This is a genomic window from Silvimonas terrae (assembly GCF_014202765.1).
GTDB lineage: Bacteria > Pseudomonadota > Gammaproteobacteria > Burkholderiales > Chitinibacteraceae > Silvimonas > Silvimonas terrae.
Map to the genome: position 1 here is coordinate 572,226 of NZ_JACHHN010000002.1, position 19,191 is coordinate 591,416.

A 19,191-nucleotide genomic window follows, 5' to 3' on the forward strand; every position below is an offset into this window, starting at 1 on the left:
TCTTAGTTCTTTTAGTTCGTATAATGTATATTGCGAATTCTAAAGGGCCTTTTTTGGCCCTTTTTTATTGCCAGTTGTAAGGGCAGGGGATTGGTCTTTTTTAAGCGACTGCCCGCTCCCATCGAAAGCAAGTTTTCCTAATAAATTCCTCCACTTCCGGCCCGCCGACCATTTCATAAATCTGCATCCATGCAAAGCGACTTGCATCGTTTTGTGCTCGCTCGACCATCATTGCAACGTAAATAGGATGTAATGGGACATTCAGTAATCTTGCAACCATGGTGGATGCATGTTCACCCAAATTGATGTTGCGGTGACGGTACGCAGAAACAGTGTTCTTATTGATCTCCAAAGCCTTGGCAAGACGGTAGTCGCTATCTATGCAAAGCTTTGATTTAACTGCGGAAAGAAGGAACTCTGTTGTCATCATAACCGCCTACTCCGTTCGCGATGTTATGTAGTAATACGACATTTATCGTCTAAAAAAAGGCTGCTTGCAACAGCCCAAAGCTCTTATGCAGCCCAATGGTCTGAGACTACATTACGCCCCGTAACACCCCTACCTGACGGGTGTTTATACCTCTTACTTACGGGGCGTAATCATGGCGCAAGATGCCGCATCAATAGCAATGAAGCGCAACACTCTGGAATGCCGAATTGATGAAACCCGCGTTCGTCTTTTGGTTGCAATTGAATTGCAATCCATAGTCGCAAAGCTTCAAAAACTCAATTCCAGCGAGGCAATGCGGATTGGGGACGAATTGCTTGATTTGGCCGATGTGTATTTGAAGGGGAACGAATAATGCGCCCCGACGATATGCCCCTGGTCGAAACCTCGCGCCTTGCCGCTCTGGCTCTGGTGAACCACATCAACCAACCTCAAGACACCGGCCCACGCCGCGCCTTCGTGCAAATGGAAGTGCCGGGCGCCCTCAAGGCTGAGGACCGGGATTTTCTTGTTCGCTACGCCCACCAACTGACCGAATACGGCGGCCAACTGGAACGGATGGCCCGTGGTGTGGACCTGCGCGGCATTGACGGCGTTACCCAGGCGGAACTGTTTGCAGTGGGCCGGGCCTGCGGCACGCTCCTGCACAAAATCGGCGTGCGCCTTGAACAAGACAAGGCCGCCCGCATGGTCGGCAAGCGCAACACCCAACTGAAACGCGCCGCATGACTCCCTATCACGAACAGGTGCGGGCGCGTCAGGACTGGCGCGAAAACGCGGACCTTGACCGCCTACTGTCCGGGCTCCCGCAATCGCTTAAATCCAGTCTCCGCCGTCACTGGAAACAACTACGCGGCGAGAGCCGCGACGGCACCGCACTGAGCGAAGCAAACACCTTTGTCCGCGAGTTTGCAGAGCAAATGAAGGCGCGTGGCCTGCCCATCGCAAGCGATGATTTCGACCTTGGCCAACTGGCAAAGCGTCAATCACAGCGACTGGCCGTCATGTACAAACACGGCGCCCCGGTGCTTGACGTTCTGGCTGAGGCAGGGCGCTTTGGCATCGACCTTTACCCGGCCAACATGGAAGAAGCGCGGGCGCTGGCCCTGCGCGTATGTGATGAAGCATGGTGGCGTGGGCGCCTTAAACGCAAAGTGACGGCCACCGTTGAACACGCCCATATACGCCTGCGCGACGTGTCGCGGATGGCTGATGCGTACATCACCGACGAAACCAACACCCTGATCCGGAAGCGCCGCGAACGCTCCGCCAAGGCGCTGGCACTGGCGGAAGCAACAAACGAAACCGGCTACACCGCCACGCTGGCGGAACTGGCCGCCAAGGGCATGGCCAACCGGTCAAACCGTCGCACTGAACTCATGGTGCGCGTGCGTGGCATGGAAGAAATCGCCAAGGATTTGGCGTGGTCCGGGGTATTCCTGACCATTACCGCGCCGTCCTCTTTCCATTCGGTCAAAAGCAACGGCAGGGCCAACCCGAAATACAGCGGCGCATCGCCACGTGACGCCCAGGCGCACCTGTGCGGCGTATGGGCGCGTACCCGTGCGCAATGGAAGAAAGGCAACGTTGCGCCGTTTGGTGTGCGCGTGGTCGAGCCGCACCACGACGGCACGCCGCACTGGCACGTGCTGCTGTGGGCGCCGGCTGACCGCATCACGGAAGTGGTGGATGTGGTCCACGCTCAGGCGCTGACCGTGGATGGCGACGAAAAGGGCGCGGACAAATACCGCTTCAAGGTCGAACACATCGACCCGAAAAAGGGTTCTGCCGTTGGCTACATCGCAAAGTACATCGCCAAGAACATCGACGGCTTTCGCGTCGGTGATGATCTGGAATCCGGCCTGAGCGCAGAAGAGGGCGCGGCGCGGGTTTCCGCCTGGGCAACCTGCTGGCGTCTGCGTCAATTCCAGACCATTGGCCAACCCCCGGTCACCATCTGGCGCCAGTTGCGCCGCGTGCCGGTTGAGGATTCCGCCGACTCCCTGCTGATCAACGACATGCACCGGGCCGCCGACATTGGCGACTGGTCCGCTTTCTACAAGGCCCATGCCGCACTGCGTAAAGCCGGCGTGTTCAAGGTCGGGTTTGAAAACGCCAACGACGTGGATAAATCCACGGGCGAGCACATCACGCCCCTGAACAAGTACGGCGAAGCCAAGCGCGTCATAGCCGCGGTTGTCGTGCGTGACGCTGCCGGCCAGATCATCGAGCGCGTACAGACCCGCGTGCATGAATGGTCTGTGAAATGGGGCCGGGCCGATCTGGTTTCCAAGACGCTGGCCCGCATTGAGGCCGGGTTTTCGGGTTTGGGTTTTGAGCGCAGCGGCGAAGCCGCGAGCACTCGGACCCGTGTGAATAACTGTAACCGCTCACCAGAACTGGAACGGTTGCAGGGGGAAGTTGCGGCGGCTAACGCCGCTTGGGAGGCGTCTTTGCACATCGTGCAGGCGCATTACGAAAAAATAAGGGGAAAACATGAAAACACTGGAAGCCTTGCAACAGGCGATTGCTGACGTTGAGTCGGCCAACATGATCAACGCCAAGGACCGGGCCGCCGCCGCATTGCGCGCCGTGTACGCCGTAGGCGCCGATCTGGCCGCGCAAGTGGCCAACGTCAACACCCGCCTTGCCGTGCTGGAGCGTCGCGCCGGCATCCTGCAACACACTGAGGGCTGACCATGGCCACCGCTCGCGCAATGCTGGGTGAAGCGCCGTGCCTGTGCTGCGGCAAACCGACGCCGGTCAAGGAACAAGCCAACGGGCTGGCCATCATGACTTGCAACTGGTGTGACGTGAAAGTGCAGTCATTCAGCAAGATTTCCGATGCCAAAATGCGCGCCCGCATCATCGGCGGCGCACCGGTCAAACCCGCCAGCCCCTCCCCGGCGCCAGCCGCTGCACCGGCACCGGCAGCAGAGCCAGCGCGGCGAGGCGGGCTGATTCTCTAATCGGCGGCGCCTTCGGTGTAAATCACACTGGCGATGCCTTTTTTGTCGGCAGTGTCGTAATAAATCCAGTCAAAGCCGCCCAACTGATCACGCGTAAGTGGGGCTGAAGCAAGAATTACGAGGCCGGGAACATCGAAAAACACACGCTTGAACATCAGTTCAGCGTCTGATGCCTGATCTTCCCGAACGATGGCCATGAGGATGGCGGGCAAGGGCACTTCTGAGCGGAAAAGGTCCGCCATATGCGCTCCTGCCCTGATGGCATAACCAATGCTGCCCGCTGGCACGCGGGCAAATATTCTGAACATATAGGAAGAAAGATGAGCAACGTTAATCAGACCAATTATGCGAATGGCGAGGAAATTAGCAACCCGTCTGTAGACGGTGGGCTTGATCCGTTTCTCGTACTGGAACATCAAGCCAGCCTGCACGATGCCGGCATTGCTGCGCAATACGCCGTGGCCACGGGCGAACCCGAACCCCTGCCGGCAGACCCTGCCGCCGAATTCGGCATTGTGCTGACCATGGCCCGCGCCGTGCTGGCGCCGCTTTATCCGTCCCTGAGCAAGGTTTACACCGACGACGTCATTGCCAATCTTAGCCGCGCTGCCGCGCCTGTCATGGGCAAATACGGTTTCACGTCCAACGGCTTCCTTGAAAAGTTTGGGCCAGAAATTACGCTGGCTGTGGTGGCTGTTCCCGTGGCGCTGGAAACCGTAAAGGCCATTCGCCACGACACCGCCGAACGCAAGGCAGCGCAAGAGCGCGAGGCCGCCAACGAGGAAGCAGCGAAGGCGGTAGCCAATGGCGAAGGGGCGTAAACCACGGGCGGGCGGGGCGTCTGCCTCCCCGCAAGTCAGCCGGGCGAACAAGGCCGACATTCGGGCCATTCTCGGGGCGTCCGGCTCGGGCAAAACCACCTATGTCATGCAACAGCTACGCCAGGACAAACCTGACCGGCTGTTGATTTGGGATACCAAGGGCGAGTTTTCGCAAGAGGGCTACGCGGCGCCGGTTCGGTCGATTTCTGAACTGGTGGCCGCCGTGCGCAAGTCGGAAAAGTGGAAACTGGCCCTGATCCCGTATGGCACGCCCAACGAACGGCGCAAGCTGTTCGATATGTTCGCCGCGCTGGCTTTTGCGGCAGGGCGCTGCACGGTGGTGGCTGAGGAAATTTCAGGTGTGGCGGTGGGCGGAAAGATCAACGCCCCCGGCTGGCAGGACATCATCAACCGGGGGCGCACATATGGCCTGACTGTTTACGCCCTGTCACAGCGGCCCGCGCTCATGGACAAGGAGACGTTAGGCAACGCTTCCGTAATCCGGTGCGGGCGACTAGCCTGGAAGGCTGATGCCAAAATCATGGCTGATTGCCTCTTTATCCCGCAAGACGCACTTTTGCAGTTACACGATCTCGAATTTTACGAACGAGAAAAGGGCACTACGACACACGGTCAGATCGTAATTAATCCCTGACAGTGTCGTTTAAATGTGAGCACAGACCGTTCAGATCAGGGAATAGGGTCTTGGTGTTTATTCCCATTAATCGTAGCGATTCAATCATGTACCCCCTTTGTTTTTCCGGGATAACGAGCTCCGTAAGTCTGCCTTTAAGTTCTGTATTTTTGTCTAGAGGGACGTAGGTTTTTGTTCGACTGGAAAAACGGTGCAAGGTAAACCAACCTTGTTGGGCGTTTACCCGTGCATTGTTGTTTTTGGGCTGAACAAAAATCGTCTTCCCGGCGCCAAATGGATCGAAGTCGGGGGCGTGTGCGCGGGTCTCCGTTGGAGGGTCACTAAACATATAGACGTAGACATCGCCTTCTTTCGCATCTGCGCATGCGAACCACAAAGCGACAAGAGGACTGGAGGTCCAGTCCAGCAGCCGTGTTTTCATTCCATGATGCTGAGCCACCACCATTAAATCCAAATCGCTTAAATTCGGGTTTGTGAGCAAGTGCGCTCCTTGAAGGCGAAACTGTTCAAGTAGTTTTTTTTCTCTTTCAATGGTGTCTTTCTTTGGATTGTCTCGGGCTATGTTGGGCACGAGATTTCCTCTTACAGCCTGTCCTCGAAAAAAAGCCAACTCGCCCAAAACAATAGGCCATTGAATTACTTCAATAAATTTTGAAAAACTCCCAACTTCATGGGATTCCATTTCTTTTGCCATTTTCTTCTTTTCGACGAACGGAAAGGGGCATATTAGACGGGTGACCGGCACCCCACCAACTCCTGGATGACGCCCCTTTGCCGGGCGTTTCTTTTTTGCCGATTCTTCGGGCTTGCAAGCTGTGTCTCACACATCAACCAAGCCCAAGGGAGGGCAAAACAATGAATTCGTATCTCAAGACCGCACTGGTGGCGATTGTTGCCGTTGCTGTTGTCATGCGCGTTGACCCGCTGAAAAAGATCGTGATTGGCGGCTAAGCCGTCCCGTCTTTTCCGACAACAACAGAGGATCAATCGCAATGGGCATGCTCAAGAAACAACTGAGCTTTATGAACGTGGCGCCGGGCGTGACGGCTACCGTCAATTTGCCGCTCGGCCCGACTTACGAACGCTGGATTTTCAATTTCGGCGGCACCACGTTCAACAAGTCTCACCTGACCGATATTCGCCTGCGGGTGAATGGTCGCGTCATCCACCAGTGCAGGGGGTCATGCCGGGATGAAGCGGAATTTTACCCAAATCCATTGCATCATATTGTATTTAAAAGAATAAAATTCCAGCCCCACTCTTCAGTGGATGCGTGGACTCAACCGATACGAGGAGCAAGGCAACCTTGAATGATCGCGAAGTAACCCGAAGGGGTCGGGTTCTGCGTGATGTTTTTAGGCTCGACCAAGGACTTCCCCCCTCTGAAGTTCAGGCTATAGATGCCCTGCCAGCCCACTTGCGTACCGCTTGCGTAAAAACCGAAGTGCGGCCGGAGGATGTCGGTTCGCTGGATAACACAGGCAAGTCCCTAACGCAGAAGGACTCCCCTCCGGCAGCAAGTGGATCAGCTGGCCCTCTTTCAGATGATGGGCGACGTAATACTCCGGCACCCAGACAATGCCCACCTCCGCAAGTACAACATCCACCATTAACGCCGGATTTCCACGAAGCGCATGTCTGCAACCATTTCCACATGAATGTCCGGGTATGCAACCAGCCCGATCACACTCAGGTCATGTTGCGTCCGAGGCAGGAATGGGCGGTCACCGCTCGTCCCTGAGCGGTCAACTGACGTAAAATATTGCCTCCCTTACACCAAACAAGGCGGGCTACGTGATCACACTGAATCCGGATCGTGAAGTTGTTCAGATCAATAACTGGGAGGACGTGCTGGCACTGCCCGCGTTTAACCCACGGCTTGACCCCGGGGCACACAAACTCAAGGAAATCATTGCCGGGTACACGATGCCGGAGAACGTGAATTGCGGTCTGTCCAACTGCCGGACGCCCCATCAACAGGGGTATGTCGTTCAGACCGAAGATGGCATGGTCACAAACATTGGCAGCGTATGTGGCAAGAACTACTTTGGGGTGGATTTCACCCGGATGTCCCGAGATTTCGAGCAGAAGGTCAAGGACAAGGATAATCGGGAGCGGCTGGAAAAGCATCAGCACCGGGTGTCCGGTTACCACTCGAGAATCAAGACCCTCCGGGCTGGTGACCGCGGCGGCGATTGGGTCTATCAGATGCAGGCCGCCCTGACGACTCCGAACAAGGGCGTACCCGTATTGATCATCCGGCAGCTCCGCGATCTGCAACGCACCGGCATTCGTGATGTGATGATGTCCCGCCCGGCGACGGAAGAAGAGATCAAGCTGGATGAAATCCGGCTGGGCGATGAGATCAAACAGCGGCCGTATTTCATCAGCGCGGTGATCGGTACCGTGGTGGGTGCCGAAGTGCTCGGGTCGGAAGATAACATCAAGAAACTACTGATCGACGATCTCACGCTGAAGCTCGAAGAGTTCAAGCGGGTGAAAATCCTGGAACTGTCGTCCACGCAACTCACCCGCTGGAACAAATACTTTTCCGACGTGGAGCTCAAGCTGACCACAGCCGGGCGGATTATTGCGGGTATGCAGACGCTGGCCACGCGGGAGAATCTGGGGTTTCTGGAAGCGCTGCTGAAGGAAGACAAAGAGAAAGCAGAGTTTGAGCGCTTTCTTATCCGGCTGGATTCGCCACCAGCTTCGGTCGAATAACTGGCCGCAACTGCTCTCATAAATTACGCCCGAAAAGTCCACTTGTTCTCGGATCATACTCACTGAGCTTTGAATTGTAAGCAAGGTGTGGATTGCATCCCGGCCAGCACCGCCCCCTTGGACGAGAGTGAGGGTCGGCAGGGATTTGCGTGAAAAATAGCCACTTCAAAGTCAAGTCGTTGAGCACTGCCGGCAGTTGCTCGAAATCAGCGTGAGGGCTCACATTGCCCTGATGGGTATTGTGTTTCATGGCGGCCTAGCACATCGGCGCTAGTTATGGAACAGAACAGGTTGTCGAACTCGGTCAAAATTCGACGGGCGGAGACATTTGCCCTTTCTTCCGGGTCGTTGACTAGCAAATCGCGGCCAGGGACGTCCCAGCCTGCCGGGCTGCGATCTGAGCCCACTGGCCTCTTCACACCTGGTTTTTCCATTTTGGCAGCAGGCATTCTGACGATTGCCAATTGGTTCTTCAGCCTTTGCAGGTCCCCACCCAGCCGCTCGCTAAAACATTGCTTTGCCTGATGCATAGTTCTGACGACTTCATACGCTCCGAGAAGCCAAAGCCACATGAGAGACTCTGCCCTGTCAATGCGTCCGCCGTTGATGCACACGGCGGAGAAGCCTTGGTCCAGATTCTCTATAATTTCGTCCGCTATTGTGCAAAGTACGTTCACCCGGCCTGAAAGGTAGAACGAGAATGCGCTGAGCGGGTCGCGCTCGAAAATCTGCTCTTCCGTTGGATTGAAAAGACAAGACTGAAATCGCTCGCGATATTTCATGTCGGCGTTACCTTTGATCGGTGCTGGAGGCGGCTATTTTTGCCCACCCCCTCGGAAAGGTAAAAGTTTTCACATGACGCTGATTTGTAGGTGACTGTCAGCCCTCAAAGGGCCCGGATAAATATGTGTAAAACCTGCCCTGCGCCTACAGGAGCCTCTTTGACTTCCAGGTATGGTTGCCGGCGGACGAGTTCACCAAGCTTTTTGCATCCATAATAGCGTGCGTCAAACGACGAATGATTCGTCAGGATGAATGACCCCACCGAAGCCAGAGGCGCCCAGCCGTCCTCGCCCGCCTTGGCGTCAACTGCGCCACGCAGAAGTTCTTCCAGCGGCGGCAGATTGGTGGACAGCCTCGACTCGATCGCCTTTGATTCCTGGATCTTCTGTGCCTTTGGGTCCGACGCGACCACGAGTGGTCGCAGTATCTCTGTAAAAACAAACTTGTCGCAGGCAGCAACAAAAGGCGCGGGAGTCTTCTGCTCTCCAAAGCCAAATACCGTCAGCCCAGACTCCCTGAGCCGGGTGGCGAGGCGCGTATAGTCGCTGTCTGACGAGACAATGCAAAAGCCGCCCATATCGCCCATGTGCAGCAAATCCATCGCATCGATGATCAGGGCGGAGTCCGTTGCATTCTTGCCGGACGTGTATGCAAATTGCTGGATCGGCTGAATGGCTTGCGTATGCAAGACCTCTTTCCATCCCTTGAGGTTGGTGGTGGTCCAGTCACCGTAAGCGCGCTTGACATTGGTTGTGCCATATTTCGCTATTTCGGCAAGCAACTCCTGAACAATGGACGCTTGCGCGTTGTCGGCATCAATGAGGACGGCAAGCTTGAGAGTGGGGGCGGTTGCCGGGTAGGTCATGGCATTCCTTGTTATGTACGGTTTTGCTTGTGCGTGGTTAATCGACTTGGCTTGCCGATACAGAGAAACCGGTGGCAATCAATCCACCTCGGGAATGGGGCCGACTCATAACACGATTGCGGGCAGAAAAATAAGACCCGCATGCCCGCCAAAATTGAAGTCACAAACCCCTCCGAACGCTCCTGGAATACTAGTGGAATTCCCTTTTGGCCAAAATCTCACCCGTCTTTTTCACGTAGTACACAACCTCTTTTACTTCGAACGGAATTGCCTGCCGCAGAACCACAACATCATAGGGCTGGTCTATAGTCGGGCTAATGATGGTTGGCGATCCCTCAATGAAGCTTGCTCCGATAATTTTTCCCACAAAAAGCACCGAAATCGGCTCCTTTGGCAGGGCCTTAGCTCGTGCTAAAGGGATGCTAAAACTGTCTTGGAATCCAGCCCCGTTTGACGTCATTAGCTGACCATACCAAGGACTGGTAATGTCAATGGCCAAGGCAAACTCTGTGGCACGGGTTCGACTGACGTCACGGCTTGAACCAAACGCGTTGCGGCCCGTGTAGGCGTCATACTTGCCAACGATTTCGTCGACCTCACATATCGTCCACTGGTTATAAGGGCCTTTCGTGGTGCCGCATCCATAGCCATAGCGCGGGGTGTGGAAGACCTCTTGATCAGGATCATATTCGAATCTGGAAAGGCGCTCGAACTTCTTAATTTGAAATGCGTAGAGTGCACCAGGATTCAAAGGTGCTATCGCACGGGGCAAGTCCAACGTTCGCGCCTCATACTCATCCGAAGTTTCGAATTCGCCCTTTCGCATGGATTCAGTTTTCTTCTCAAAAAACCTGTAAAAGGCGGTGGGGTTATTGCCTGAATAACCTGGCGGCAATCTCTCGGCCGTTGCATCAAATGGGGTCGGCGGCCAGCCTTCCTTGTTTACTGACTTGCCTACACTTGAACTGGGTTTTGTCGCCTCGACACATGGTGTGATTGCTGTCGCAATGAGAGATGCAATAAGGAGGGTTGCTCCGGGTTTCATGGCTGAGTTCCTGTATTTTTGGTTTATTTAATTTTTATTACTTTTACCAGCAAGCCCTGTTTTTAACCGGATGTATTGCTATGGAGACAAGGGAAAAGTCCACGACGGCGGCATAAAATTTGTTCCTGTACTTACTTTTTATTGATAAAGATCGCACTTTACCAGCTTCGATAAGGCGTCCCGGAGGTGCTAACAAGATCGTGACCGATGGGTACATTTCTTGAAATGCAAAGCGAATAAACAGCATCCCTTGCAAGTAATGGGTGCTGATTCGGTCCAACAGTGATGCTCTTCAGCAAGGAGCCAGCCTCATGCTGAGCACCCAGTTGGAACTCGACATAAGGAACGATGCCTGAGCGCCCGGGTCGGTATTTTATTCCTTGGGCTTGGTGTACCTCGTGATGCATTTCTGGAAACGCTTCAATTGTTTTAGCGAGCATGACTTCATCACTTACAAGTGGCCACGGAGATATCAGGCGCCATTCCTTTTCCTCCTGAAAGCCCTTGTGTTTGAAGATGGCCGCATAGCGCCTTATCGTAGCCCTCATAATTAATATTACGGCGTTGAACTGCATTTCCTCAGTTAAACCCGGCTGCAGTTCAAGCAAGTCTCGGAGAGCTCCACCAGGGTGCAAAATTTCATCCAGGTAATGAAGCAAAAAACCTGTCATTGCCTTGCGCTGGGTATCTTGGTCATAAATGCATTTGGCAAGCAGCCATTGCTGTTGTTTTTGATTTGCTTGATTCTTCAAAGCATCGAAGTCCCAACCCAGCGAATATCCGGTCTCGCCACCATAAGCACGCCATTGACTGAGCGTGTCATCTTGTTCTGAGAACGAAATCACAAATACGGGATCATCAAGTTTTTCAATGTTCTCATGAATGGCATGAAACACCCTCTTTCGGGTTTCATCTATTTCCGCTACCCACAATTCTTTCGCTACCTCTTTGGCCAGTTCCAGACCCAATTGAAATTCAGAGGTGTCGTTAAGGTAACGAATGGCAGTTGCCCACAGTGACAGCCCCTTCTCCGGTGGCGAGCCAAGAATGCCCATCAGTCCTGCAACCGTCGTGTAGTGAAATAGCCGGCCTTTTTCTGGGTATTCGCTCTGTATTGCTTGAACAGCCTGACTTGACATGACTCGCAAAGAGAGCATGTCCGCCTCAGCGTGAAAAGCGTGCTCCTCGGCAAGAAGCTGTTGCCACTTACTGTCCGTTGGGTCGGCATTCATCTGTTCCAGTTTGTGCCGTCTTTTTTTTAAAATGCCAGCGCTCAGTTTCAATTGCTCAAGTTGTTCTGATTTTGTCAGCGAGATCATTTTTATCAGCTTCACGATATTGGTTGCACCTCAAAGGGGTCGACTTCGGCTCGGTCGCACAAAAGGCGACAGCATCCAGACGAGTCATAAAACCCAAAGGCCTACGGCACTTCGCACCCGATATCGGGCATGTCATCCCAGCCTTCAACCGTTGGCAGCACACCCGGTGGCATTTCCGCCAACAGGTGCTCAATGGTGTCAGCTGCTGACTGGGTCTTGCTCCGGGGCTCCTGCGTGATCTTCCATGCCAACCAGCCGACGCGATGCGCCTGCGCATCATAGAGTGCGTGATGCCAAGGCTTTTCGGGTGTGTGGTGCGCCGCCATTGCCCTGCCGAACTCGGTTGATGCCATGGCGCATCGCAAATCCAGCCAGTCGGCGAAATTGGGTGGCCATTCTCCGTCGAGCGCATCCGCCAGCAGGTCGCGATCATGCTGCGAGTCGCACGCGATGGTCACGTTGTCTGGAAGTATGGCAAACCAGATGCGCAATCTGGCCTGTATTTCGGTTTTGCGCACCACTGCGCCGTCAATCTGACCCAGATGCGCCCAGACTGCCGATTGCACAAAGGCATTGCAGATCGAGCGATCGAAGTTCTGCACCTCCAGGTAGAGTTCGTGCAGACCATCCTCGCTCACTAGGCCAATGCTGATCAGCTCGCAATCAATGAAATCGGTAAATTCCGTGTCCAGAAAAAGGATCATTGCACCTCCGGACTGGATATTCTGATCCACTGGCCAAGCACCTCTTTGACACACTCAGGACAAAGGTCGAGGCTGATCGCATTGCCATCACCAAACACGGAAGCGTAGCCAGCGATCCGGAACAGGCTAAGGCCTTCATGCCAGTCCATATCTTCCGGCGTCAGCCGCCGCTGACAGCGATCACAGACGGAGGCGGCAACTTTGAGTGTGGTCTGCGTGGTGTATTCAAGCATGCTTTACGTGCCTCCGTGATTGCGAGTTGCCGGCTCAAGGTCCGGCACACTGGCTGATTGCAATGCAACCAGTTTGCCGTTAGCGGTAGCCAGTTCGAGCTCAAGGGCGTGGTGCCTGGCTTGCTGTTCCTGCAGTCCTTGGCGAGCGCCCTCCAGTGAGTTTAGCAAACCGCCGATCTGTGCATTGCCGGCGTCCCGTTGCTGTTGTATCTCGGTCAGTTGTTGCGGTAGTGCCCGCAATGGCTCTATTTCCTGCCGGAGTTGTCGTACCATCGCCTCCAGTTTATGCACCTTCCGCCCGGCCTCGGCTACGTCGGCGGACAATCGACCATTCTGGCGATTGAGCTGGATGATCTCTTCGTTTTTGCCGGTTAATGCATCGCGCACCTGGCGCAATTCGACCTGCAGTTGCTGTACCTGGTGCTCATGGCGGCTATTTTCCTGCTCTCGCTGCGCCTTGGCCGATTCGCGGAAGTGTTCCAGCGCCTCTCGGGCGTGCCGGTGCTTGTCTTCCAGCGACTGGCGGTGGGCTTCATTGTCCCGCAGGCGGTCATTCAGGTCATTGACCTGCTGGGTGAACCGCTCGTTGGTCGTATTTGCACCGGCCAGCGCCAGGCGGGCGACGGCAAGGTCGTGTTTTTCTGCATTCAGTGTCACTTCCGTGCGCTGGAGTTGCGTGCTCAACCCCTCAATCTCGGCGCGTTGCTGGGCAAGCAGTGTCTCTTTCTCCTGCAATTTTCCCTCGTGCTGCGCTTGCAATTCAGAAATGCGCGTTTCTGCCTCTTCGTGCAGGCGTGCGGCAAGCCTGTCGACCAGATCCTGAATGGCCTCGCTGACGGCAACGGTATGGCCTTCGCCTTCCTCTTCGGCGAGCTCACGCAGATAGCGGTGGATCGTGGTTTTGGATCCGGTATTGCCCATTTCGGCACGTACGGCGTCGATGGAGGGGTGTTTGCCCTGAGCGATCAAGGCATCCCGCGCTTTTCTGACTTCCGATTTGTAGACACCGCTTCTGGCCATCATGGTCTCCGAGACACGAATTTCATACTGGAATACGTAATATGTAATTACATACTATTTTTCCTGAAAATAAATTTCAAAATCACCAATTAATGAGGCGTGATAATGAATGATTATCAAGGGTGATGCCCTTGGTTGAGCACAATCACCCTCGACCACCTGAAAAATTCAAGCTACCGGCACATTGTCCATGTCGAGAATTCGGGCACAAAGCTGCTCAAGCACTGGAATTCTTATACCCTCCTCAAAGGCCATAGCCAGCCTCGTACCAATGAGAAGTGTATTTTTGTTCAAGTCGCCGTCATGTCCATAGAATGCGTTGACCTTGTTCGACAGATCATCGTAGCCAGCTACCCCGAGTACCGCTTTAAGTTCACCGTTGACTGCATCACCCAGGTTATTCACCCAGACAGTATGGGTTGGCGTATCAATGTGAACCGCGGGAAAAGGGTCTACAGGATTCACCCCCAAGAGATTGAGCAAGGTTCTGTTGTCGAACTCATGCTTAGGCCGCTCATGCTGTTTGGTTCTGTCTCCATCCGCGTCAAAGATGACAAAAACCGGAATTTTCAGGTCTTGAGCCACGATCAATGGTCTCGCCATCAATGATTTGCCCTGAGTGGCAACGATGTGAATGCCCTTGCGCCGGTATTGCTCGATCTGGCCAGTCAGCGCCAGCCAGGTATGGATGTAGGCAATATCTTCGAGCCCTTCAACAAGAACAAGTCGCTGGGTGAAGAACATTTCGCAAAGTGACGTCTGAAGTGCCTGATGTGCTCTGGCAATAGGTGCTGAGCGCTTGGGCAATGGCTCGCCGGATGCGGCAGCAAAGCGGGCAGCCAGATCGCCGGGAGTCATGGCGTGAATGGTACTGCCGCGAGTGGCAGCATCCATTCGCACCATGCGCACGTTCTCAAAATGCTCGCCGGAAACAAAATAGGGGCTGTGCGTTGTCACCATGATCTGCGCATTGCCCTCCGCCAATGACGACAGGACACTGGCGAGATGCCGAGCTTGGGGAGGATGCTGATATAGCTCAGGCTCCTCGCATCCGAGCAGCAACGTCGGGGCCTCTGCCTGATCAGCGCCGGCAAGCTCTTGCAACAAAGCCAGCAAATAAGAGCGCTGGAATCCATGGCCAAAGCGGGCAAGATCTCCCTCGAAGCCCGCTTCGCCCGCAACAACCCGTGCAAAAGGTTCGTCGACCTTTACGGCCTTGCTCACATCTTGCTGCCACGACAATTTGATTTCGGCTTCCGGATGGGCCCATTGAGAGATTCGGCTAGAAAGCGACCTTGAGATGGCTCCCAGCGTCTCCTGCTGCTGCGCTAACAATTCGGAGTAGCGAGCGCGGGTTTCATGCAGTAGCGCTCCCACCGAATCAGCGAAATTAACTTGGGTCCGGACCGTTCGGGCCAACAGCTTTCCAAGCGCAGTATTTTTGCTTTCCTGTTGTTCCTGCGAGGCATCCTTGACTGCAGGGACATAAATCCACTGGACGTACCTGGCTAACAAGTTCGAGCCTTTGCTGGCCCCGTAGAACTGATCCTCGCTATCAAGAGGTTCGCAGAGCTCAGGTCGAGCGCCTTCGTAGTCATGCAAGGCGCCGGCCATCGCGTCTTTGGTGGTGGCGGAAGGCAGATCACCAAATTGTGCTCGTATACCTGCATAAAGCGCCTTGAGTTCAGCGGCGGAGGCGGAATCCCCAAGTGCCTTGAAAAATGGTGAAAAAGCAGCCATTGCCATGCGCTGCCCATAATGCTTAACGGTGGCACGTCCCGTCGACACATCAAAAGTAGCCACGGCTTTAATGGTTAGCTCCCCGTGCCGGAAATAGTCGCTGAAGTCGGCCTGAGCTGCGTCGTTAAGCTGGTGAAACGTGACCGTCACCCTGATTGGCTCAGATGTATCGCACAGGTGAAAGTCCTCCTCGGTCAAGGAGGTCAGGTCCGTTGTGGCATTTTCCGTTTCCCTGAAAAACAGGTTCAGTGCGCACAGTACGGTTGACTTGCCAGCGCCGTTGGGACCAACGAGGCAAATATAAGGGTCAAAAGTGATGGCGGCTGATTTAATAGAGCGCAGGTTTTCAATGGCGATTGTTTTGATTCGCATGGTGTAACCTCAAATCATTGTTATGAATTGGCCTTGCGCGGCTTCATTGCGGGGACCAATGCCAATCAGGTGCCCAATGAGTAACGTAGACCAGTACCTCGAAGCAGCAACAAGAGAGAATACCCGACGTAGCTATAAGTCTGCGTTGGCTCACTTTGAAGTTGAATGGGGTGGTTTTTTACCCGCCTCAGCGGAATCGGTTGCCCAGTACCTTGCAAATTATGGAGGCGTGCTGGCTATCAGCACATTGCGCCACAGACTCGCTGCACTGGCGCAGTGGCATCAAGAGAATGGTTTTGCCGACCCCACGCGCGCGCATCGAGTTCGCAAGACTTTGCGGGGCATTCAGGCTCTACACCCGAGTGCGATAAAGCAAGCCGTTCCGGTCCAAATCGAACAATTGGCTAGACTGAATGATGCGCTATTGGTCATTGCCGCAGGCCCCACAACCGGAAGAAAACAAGGCGAGCGCGAGCGCGCTACTCGGGATCGCGCCCTTATCTTGCTTGGATTCTGGCGTGCCTTTCGTAGCGATGAAATTACCCGGCTACGGGTGGAGCACCTGAAGATAGAGAGTGGCGTGGCAATGGAATGCTTTCTTCCTAGATCCAAGGGTGATCGCACTTCTCAGGGGCGAACCTTTACAGTACCTGCACTGTCACGGCTATGCCCTGTGGCAGCGTGTGAGGCATGGTTATCCCTTTCAGGCCTTTCTTCCGGGCCAGTATTCAGAAGCGTGGATCGATGGGGGCATATTGGCAAAACAGGCTTGCACGTCAGCAGTATCACGCCTTTACTACGGCGCGCGTTCTACGCCGCCGGTATCGGAGATGGCGTGGCGCTGGGCAGCCACTCTTTACGTCGCGGATTCGCCGGGTGGGCTGCGACCAACGGTTGGGACGTAAGATCCTTGATGGAATATGTGGGCTGGCAGGATATGAAGTCTGCTGTTCGTTACCTTGATGGCCACGCTCACGAAATCAAGGAACGCATGGAAGCGGGTCTGGCGGCGAAAAGTTAGCGCTCGTCGACATGCTCCCGGCGATCCTGCCGCCGAGGATGAAGTGCCAACTTACTTATGTGATTTTGGTATCAGTCCTATTCCACTATCTACCTTTATCGCCCTAATGGTTGAGCAGTACATTGCCCCTTGTGAATTCAGGCCAAGGGCAACCCATGTACCAACGCAACTTTCCCTCATTCGGGTCCGCAATTAAAGCTGGCATATTTTGTTCCGCTTTGATTGCCTGCACTTTCGCGAGTGCGGCAGAACAAACTCCGCTGATTATCAAGGAACAGGGAAGCTTCGCGGCTGGTGGCTCCGTGGCTACGGCACCAGGCGCCTTTGATCCACGCAAGCCAATGGATCCGGCTGGCCAGAGTTATCACGGCGATCATGCCTACGCTTTCTATGAGATTCCTGCCAACGCCCGGAAATATCCGATCGTCATGCTGCATGGTGCTGGCCAGTTTTCCAAGACCTGGGAAACGACCAGCGATGGCCGTGAAGGCTTCCAGACCATCTTCTTGCGCCGGGGCTTTGGTGTGTATCTGGTCGACCAACCCCGTCGCGGTGATGCCGGTCGTAGCATGGTCGAAACGACCATCAAACCAACGCCCGACGAGCAACTCTGGTTCAACCAGTTCCGGATTGGTCTTTGGCCGACCTGTTTCCCGAAAGTGCAGTTTTCTTGCGATCCGGAGACGCTGAACCAGTTTTTCCGCGCGATGACGCCGAACACCGGCCCATACGATGAAAACGTCATCTCGGATGGCATTGCGGCCATATTCAAGAAGACCGGTCCTGGCATCCTGTTCACGCATTCCCAAGGCGGGGGGCCAGGCTGGCTCATCGCCATCAAGAACGCAAATGTCAAAGCCATCGTGGCTTTCGAGCCAGGCAGCAGCTTCGTTTTTCCTGAGGGTGAAGTGCCGCCGCCGATCCCGAGTGCATTCGACACCGTCAAGGGCGCGGCCGTGCCCTTGGACCGTTTCCTCGCACTGACGAAGATCCCCATTCTGGTCATCTACGGCGACAACATTCCCGATCACCCGGTCGATCTGCCGGCACAGGATAGCTGGCGTGCACGGCTGGAGATGGCGCAGTTGTGGCGCGACACCGTGAACAAGCACGGTGGCAATGTCACCTTGATCCACCTGCCGGATATTGGCATCCGGGGCAACACGCATTTCGCATTTTCTGACTTGAACAACGTCCAGATCGCCGACCTGGTGTCGACGTTCCTTGCGGAAAAACATCTTGATTAAAGCGCTTCGCCCGAACTGCCGCGAAGTCCCGCAACCCTATCAATCGCAACGAACAAGACAGGAGTTCAAGCTCAAATGAGCGATGAAATCGTCAACAAAAAACGGCGTGAGTTCCTCGGAAAGTCCGCGCTTGCTTTCTCATATGCATTTATCGGAGTTCCGGCCATGGCTACCACTTCCGCAGCAGCAGCCACCTTCGACTACAAGAAGACCCCGTTCACTCTGGTCTATGAAGGTGCGATCACCAGGAATGAGCCGGGCAAGGTCAACATCCACCCGGTCAATTACGACCTCAATGGCCTGAACATTGTCGCCAACGTCTACACGCCGGCCAACTACGATCCGAAGAAGAAATATGCAGCGATCGTGGTCGCTCACCCCAACGGTGGGGTAAAGGAGCAGACAGCAGGCCTGCATGCACAACGTCTGGCCGAACAGGGCTACGTCACGATCGCCTTCGATGCAGCTTATCAAGGTGGCAGTGCCGGTGAACCGCGCAGTGTGGACAAGCCCCAGTTCCGCACCGAAGACATCCACGGCGCAGCGGACTTCCTCACCCGTTATCCAGGTGTCGATCCAGAACGCCTCGGACTGCTCGGTATTTGCGGTGGCGGTGGTTATGCCTTGAATGCGGCCAAAGCAGACAAGCGCTTCAAGTCAGTGGCCACACTCAGCATGTTCAACTCCGGTCGGGTTCGTCGTAACGGCTATGCCGACTCGCAATTGAGCACCATTCATCAGCGCTTGCAGCAGGCGTCTGCCGCACGCGCCCAGGAAAAAGCCGGCGGAAAAATTCTCTATGCAGGCGATGCGGACATGACGGACGAACAGATCGCGGCCTTACCGTTCGATCTCTACCGTCAGGGCTACGAGTACTACTGGAGAACGCATGCGCATCCCGGTTCGACCTTCAAGTACACCCAGAGCAGTTTGCTCGACCTGATGCGCTGGGATGCGACTGACCAGATCGAACTGATCGAGCAACCCCTGCTGATGATTGCCGGCAGCAAGGCCGACAGCCTCTACATGACGCAGGATGCGTTCCCCAAGGCCACAGGCACCAGGGACAAGGAGCTGTTCATCATCGACGGTGCTACGCACATTGAAACGTACTGGGTGGAGAAATATGTGGACGCCACCATTGGCAAGCTGACGCCGTTCTATGCGAGAACTTTGTGATCACTAGCGACATGCCTGGATTCGCTTTGCTGTTGCCAACAGGGGA

General features: G+C 54.9%; 24 protein-coding genes. 12 read left to right on the forward strand and 12 right to left on the reverse strand.

What is annotated here, in order from left to right:
- Positions 1-100: 100 nt before the first annotated feature.
- The gene (locus HNQ50_RS06800; protein ID WP_184098883.1) at positions 101-430 is read right to left on the reverse strand and encodes a hypothetical protein; all 330 of its coding nucleotides are present in this window, start codon (positions 428-430) and stop codon (positions 101-103) included.
- 172 nt (positions 431-602) lie between these two features.
- Between HNQ50_RS06800 and HNQ50_RS06805 the strand changes: the two genes are divergently transcribed.
- The 5 genes from HNQ50_RS06805 to HNQ50_RS06825 are packed head-to-tail and all read left to right on the forward strand — an operon-like array spanning position 603 to position 3,417.
- Positions 603-803 carry a hypothetical protein gene (locus HNQ50_RS06805; protein WP_184098885.1) on the forward strand — a complete coding sequence of 67 codons (201 nt, stop codon included), beginning with the start codon at positions 603-605 and terminating at the stop codon, positions 801-803.
- The gene (locus HNQ50_RS06810) at positions 803-1,177 is read left to right on the forward strand and encodes a hypothetical protein (protein WP_184098887.1); all 375 of its coding nucleotides are present in this window, start codon (positions 803-805) and stop codon (positions 1,175-1,177) included. Before HNQ50_RS06805 ends, HNQ50_RS06810 begins: the two co-directional genes overlap by 1 nt.
- The gene (locus HNQ50_RS06815) at positions 1,174-2,982 is read left to right on the forward strand and encodes a replication endonuclease (protein ID WP_184098889.1); all 1,809 of its coding nucleotides are present in this window, start codon (positions 1,174-1,176) and stop codon (positions 2,980-2,982) included. Before HNQ50_RS06810 ends, HNQ50_RS06815 begins: the two co-directional genes overlap by 4 nt.
- Positions 2,945-3,145 carry a hypothetical protein gene (locus tag HNQ50_RS06820; protein ID WP_184098891.1) on the forward strand — a complete coding sequence of 67 codons (201 nt, stop codon included), beginning with the start codon at positions 2,945-2,947 and terminating at the stop codon, positions 3,143-3,145. Before HNQ50_RS06815 ends, HNQ50_RS06820 begins: the two co-directional genes overlap by 38 nt.
- 2 nt (positions 3,146-3,147) lie before the next feature.
- Entirely contained in the window at positions 3,148-3,417 is a 270-nt protein-coding gene (locus tag HNQ50_RS06825; RefSeq protein WP_184098893.1) for a hypothetical protein, read from the forward strand.
- Here HNQ50_RS06825 and HNQ50_RS06830 read toward each other — a convergent pair.
- Positions 3,414-3,659, reverse strand: coding sequence for a hypothetical protein (locus tag HNQ50_RS06830; RefSeq protein ID WP_184098895.1), 246 nt, complete (start codon positions 3,657-3,659; stop codon positions 3,414-3,416). The two genes, HNQ50_RS06825 and HNQ50_RS06830, sit on opposite strands and share 4 nt — an antisense overlap.
- 78 nt (positions 3,660-3,737) lie before the next feature.
- On the opposite strand from HNQ50_RS06830, the gene HNQ50_RS06835 reads away from it, so the two are divergent.
- Both HNQ50_RS06835 and HNQ50_RS06840 read left to right on the forward strand, forming a co-directional pair.
- Positions 3,738-4,238 carry a hypothetical protein gene (locus HNQ50_RS06835; RefSeq protein ID WP_184098897.1) on the forward strand — a complete coding sequence of 167 codons (501 nt, stop codon included), beginning with the start codon at positions 3,738-3,740 and terminating at the stop codon, positions 4,236-4,238.
- A complete protein-coding gene (locus HNQ50_RS06840; RefSeq protein ID WP_184098899.1) occupies positions 4,222-4,893 on the forward strand; it encodes a P-loop NTPase family protein in 672 nt (223 codons plus the stop codon). Before HNQ50_RS06835 ends, HNQ50_RS06840 begins: the two co-directional genes overlap by 17 nt.
- Here HNQ50_RS06840 and HNQ50_RS06845 read toward each other — a convergent pair.
- A complete protein-coding gene (locus HNQ50_RS06845; protein WP_184098901.1) occupies positions 4,883-5,638 on the reverse strand; it encodes an FRG domain-containing protein in 756 nt (251 codons plus the stop codon). The genes HNQ50_RS06840 and HNQ50_RS06845 overlap by 11 nt on opposite strands.
- A 247-nt stretch (positions 5,639-5,885) precedes the next feature.
- On the opposite strand from HNQ50_RS06845, the gene HNQ50_RS06850 reads away from it, so the two are divergent.
- Positions 5,886-6,203, forward strand: a complete 318-nt coding sequence (locus HNQ50_RS06850; protein ID WP_184098903.1) for a major capsid protein P2 — start codon at positions 5,886-5,888, stop codon at positions 6,201-6,203.
- 84 nt (positions 6,204-6,287) lie between these two features.
- Here HNQ50_RS06850 and HNQ50_RS22535 read toward each other — a convergent pair whose 3' ends face one another.
- Positions 6,288-6,503: a LysR substrate-binding domain-containing protein gene (locus HNQ50_RS22535; protein WP_221303029.1), complete on the reverse strand. Its 216-nt coding sequence runs from the start codon at positions 6,501-6,503 to the stop codon at positions 6,288-6,290.
- Between the two features lie 238 nt (positions 6,504-6,741).
- Between HNQ50_RS22535 and HNQ50_RS06860 the strand changes: the two genes are divergently transcribed.
- Positions 6,742-7,617, forward strand: a complete 876-nt coding sequence (locus HNQ50_RS06860) for a hypothetical protein (protein WP_184098905.1) — start codon at positions 6,742-6,744, stop codon at positions 7,615-7,617.
- Between the two features lie 206 nt (positions 7,618-7,823).
- Here HNQ50_RS06860 and HNQ50_RS06865 read toward each other — a convergent pair whose 3' ends face one another.
- From HNQ50_RS06865 to HNQ50_RS06900, 8 genes are all read right to left on the reverse strand, one after another.
- On the reverse strand, positions 7,824-8,399 hold the full coding sequence (locus HNQ50_RS06865) for a hypothetical protein (protein WP_184098907.1): 576 nt from the start codon (positions 8,397-8,399) through the stop codon (positions 7,824-7,826).
- A 104-nt stretch (positions 8,400-8,503) separates the two neighbouring features.
- The gene (locus HNQ50_RS06870) at positions 8,504-9,265 is read right to left on the reverse strand and encodes an NYN domain-containing protein (protein WP_184098909.1); all 762 of its coding nucleotides are present in this window, start codon (positions 9,263-9,265) and stop codon (positions 8,504-8,506) included.
- A 190-nt stretch (positions 9,266-9,455) separates the two neighbouring features.
- Positions 9,456-10,310: a hypothetical protein gene (locus HNQ50_RS06875; protein WP_184098911.1), complete on the reverse strand. Its 855-nt coding sequence runs from the start codon at positions 10,308-10,310 to the stop codon at positions 9,456-9,458.
- Between the two features lie 158 nt (positions 10,311-10,468).
- On the reverse strand, positions 10,469-11,629 hold the full coding sequence (locus HNQ50_RS06880; RefSeq protein WP_184098913.1) for a DUF2971 domain-containing protein: 1,161 nt from the start codon (positions 11,627-11,629) through the stop codon (positions 10,469-10,471).
- Between the two features lie 101 nt (positions 11,630-11,730).
- Positions 11,731-12,333: a 3'-5' exoribonuclease gene (locus HNQ50_RS06885; protein WP_184098915.1), complete on the reverse strand. Its 603-nt coding sequence runs from the start codon at positions 12,331-12,333 to the stop codon at positions 11,731-11,733.
- A complete protein-coding gene (locus HNQ50_RS06890; protein WP_184098917.1) occupies positions 12,330-12,566 on the reverse strand; it encodes a hypothetical protein in 237 nt (78 codons plus the stop codon). Before HNQ50_RS06890 ends, HNQ50_RS06885 begins: the two co-directional genes overlap by 4 nt.
- A 3-nt stretch (positions 12,567-12,569) precedes the next feature.
- On the reverse strand, positions 12,570-13,589 hold the full coding sequence (locus HNQ50_RS06895; RefSeq protein WP_184098919.1) for a DNA-binding protein: 1,020 nt from the start codon (positions 13,587-13,589) through the stop codon (positions 12,570-12,572).
- A 165-nt stretch (positions 13,590-13,754) separates the two neighbouring features.
- On the reverse strand, positions 13,755-15,698 hold the full coding sequence (locus tag HNQ50_RS06900) for an ATP-dependent nuclease (RefSeq protein ID WP_184098921.1): 1,944 nt from the start codon (positions 15,696-15,698) through the stop codon (positions 13,755-13,757).
- A gap of 76 nt (positions 15,699-15,774) precedes the next feature.
- On the opposite strand from HNQ50_RS06900, the gene HNQ50_RS06905 reads away from it, so the two are divergent.
- The 3 genes from HNQ50_RS06905 to HNQ50_RS06915 all read left to right on the forward strand — a co-directional run bounded on the left by HNQ50_RS06905 (position 15,775) and on the right by HNQ50_RS06915 (position 19,145).
- The gene (locus HNQ50_RS06905) at positions 15,775-16,719 is read left to right on the forward strand and encodes a site-specific integrase (protein WP_184098922.1); all 945 of its coding nucleotides are present in this window, start codon (positions 15,775-15,777) and stop codon (positions 16,717-16,719) included.
- A gap of 155 nt (positions 16,720-16,874) precedes the next feature.
- Positions 16,875-17,966 carry an alpha/beta hydrolase gene (locus HNQ50_RS06910; RefSeq protein WP_184098924.1) on the forward strand — a complete coding sequence of 364 codons (1,092 nt, stop codon included), beginning with the start codon at positions 16,875-16,877 and terminating at the stop codon, positions 17,964-17,966.
- A gap of 75 nt (positions 17,967-18,041) precedes the next feature.
- A complete protein-coding gene (locus tag HNQ50_RS06915) occupies positions 18,042-19,145 on the forward strand; it encodes an alpha/beta hydrolase (RefSeq protein ID WP_184098926.1) in 1,104 nt (367 codons plus the stop codon).
- Positions 19,146-19,191: the final 46 nt, after the last annotated feature.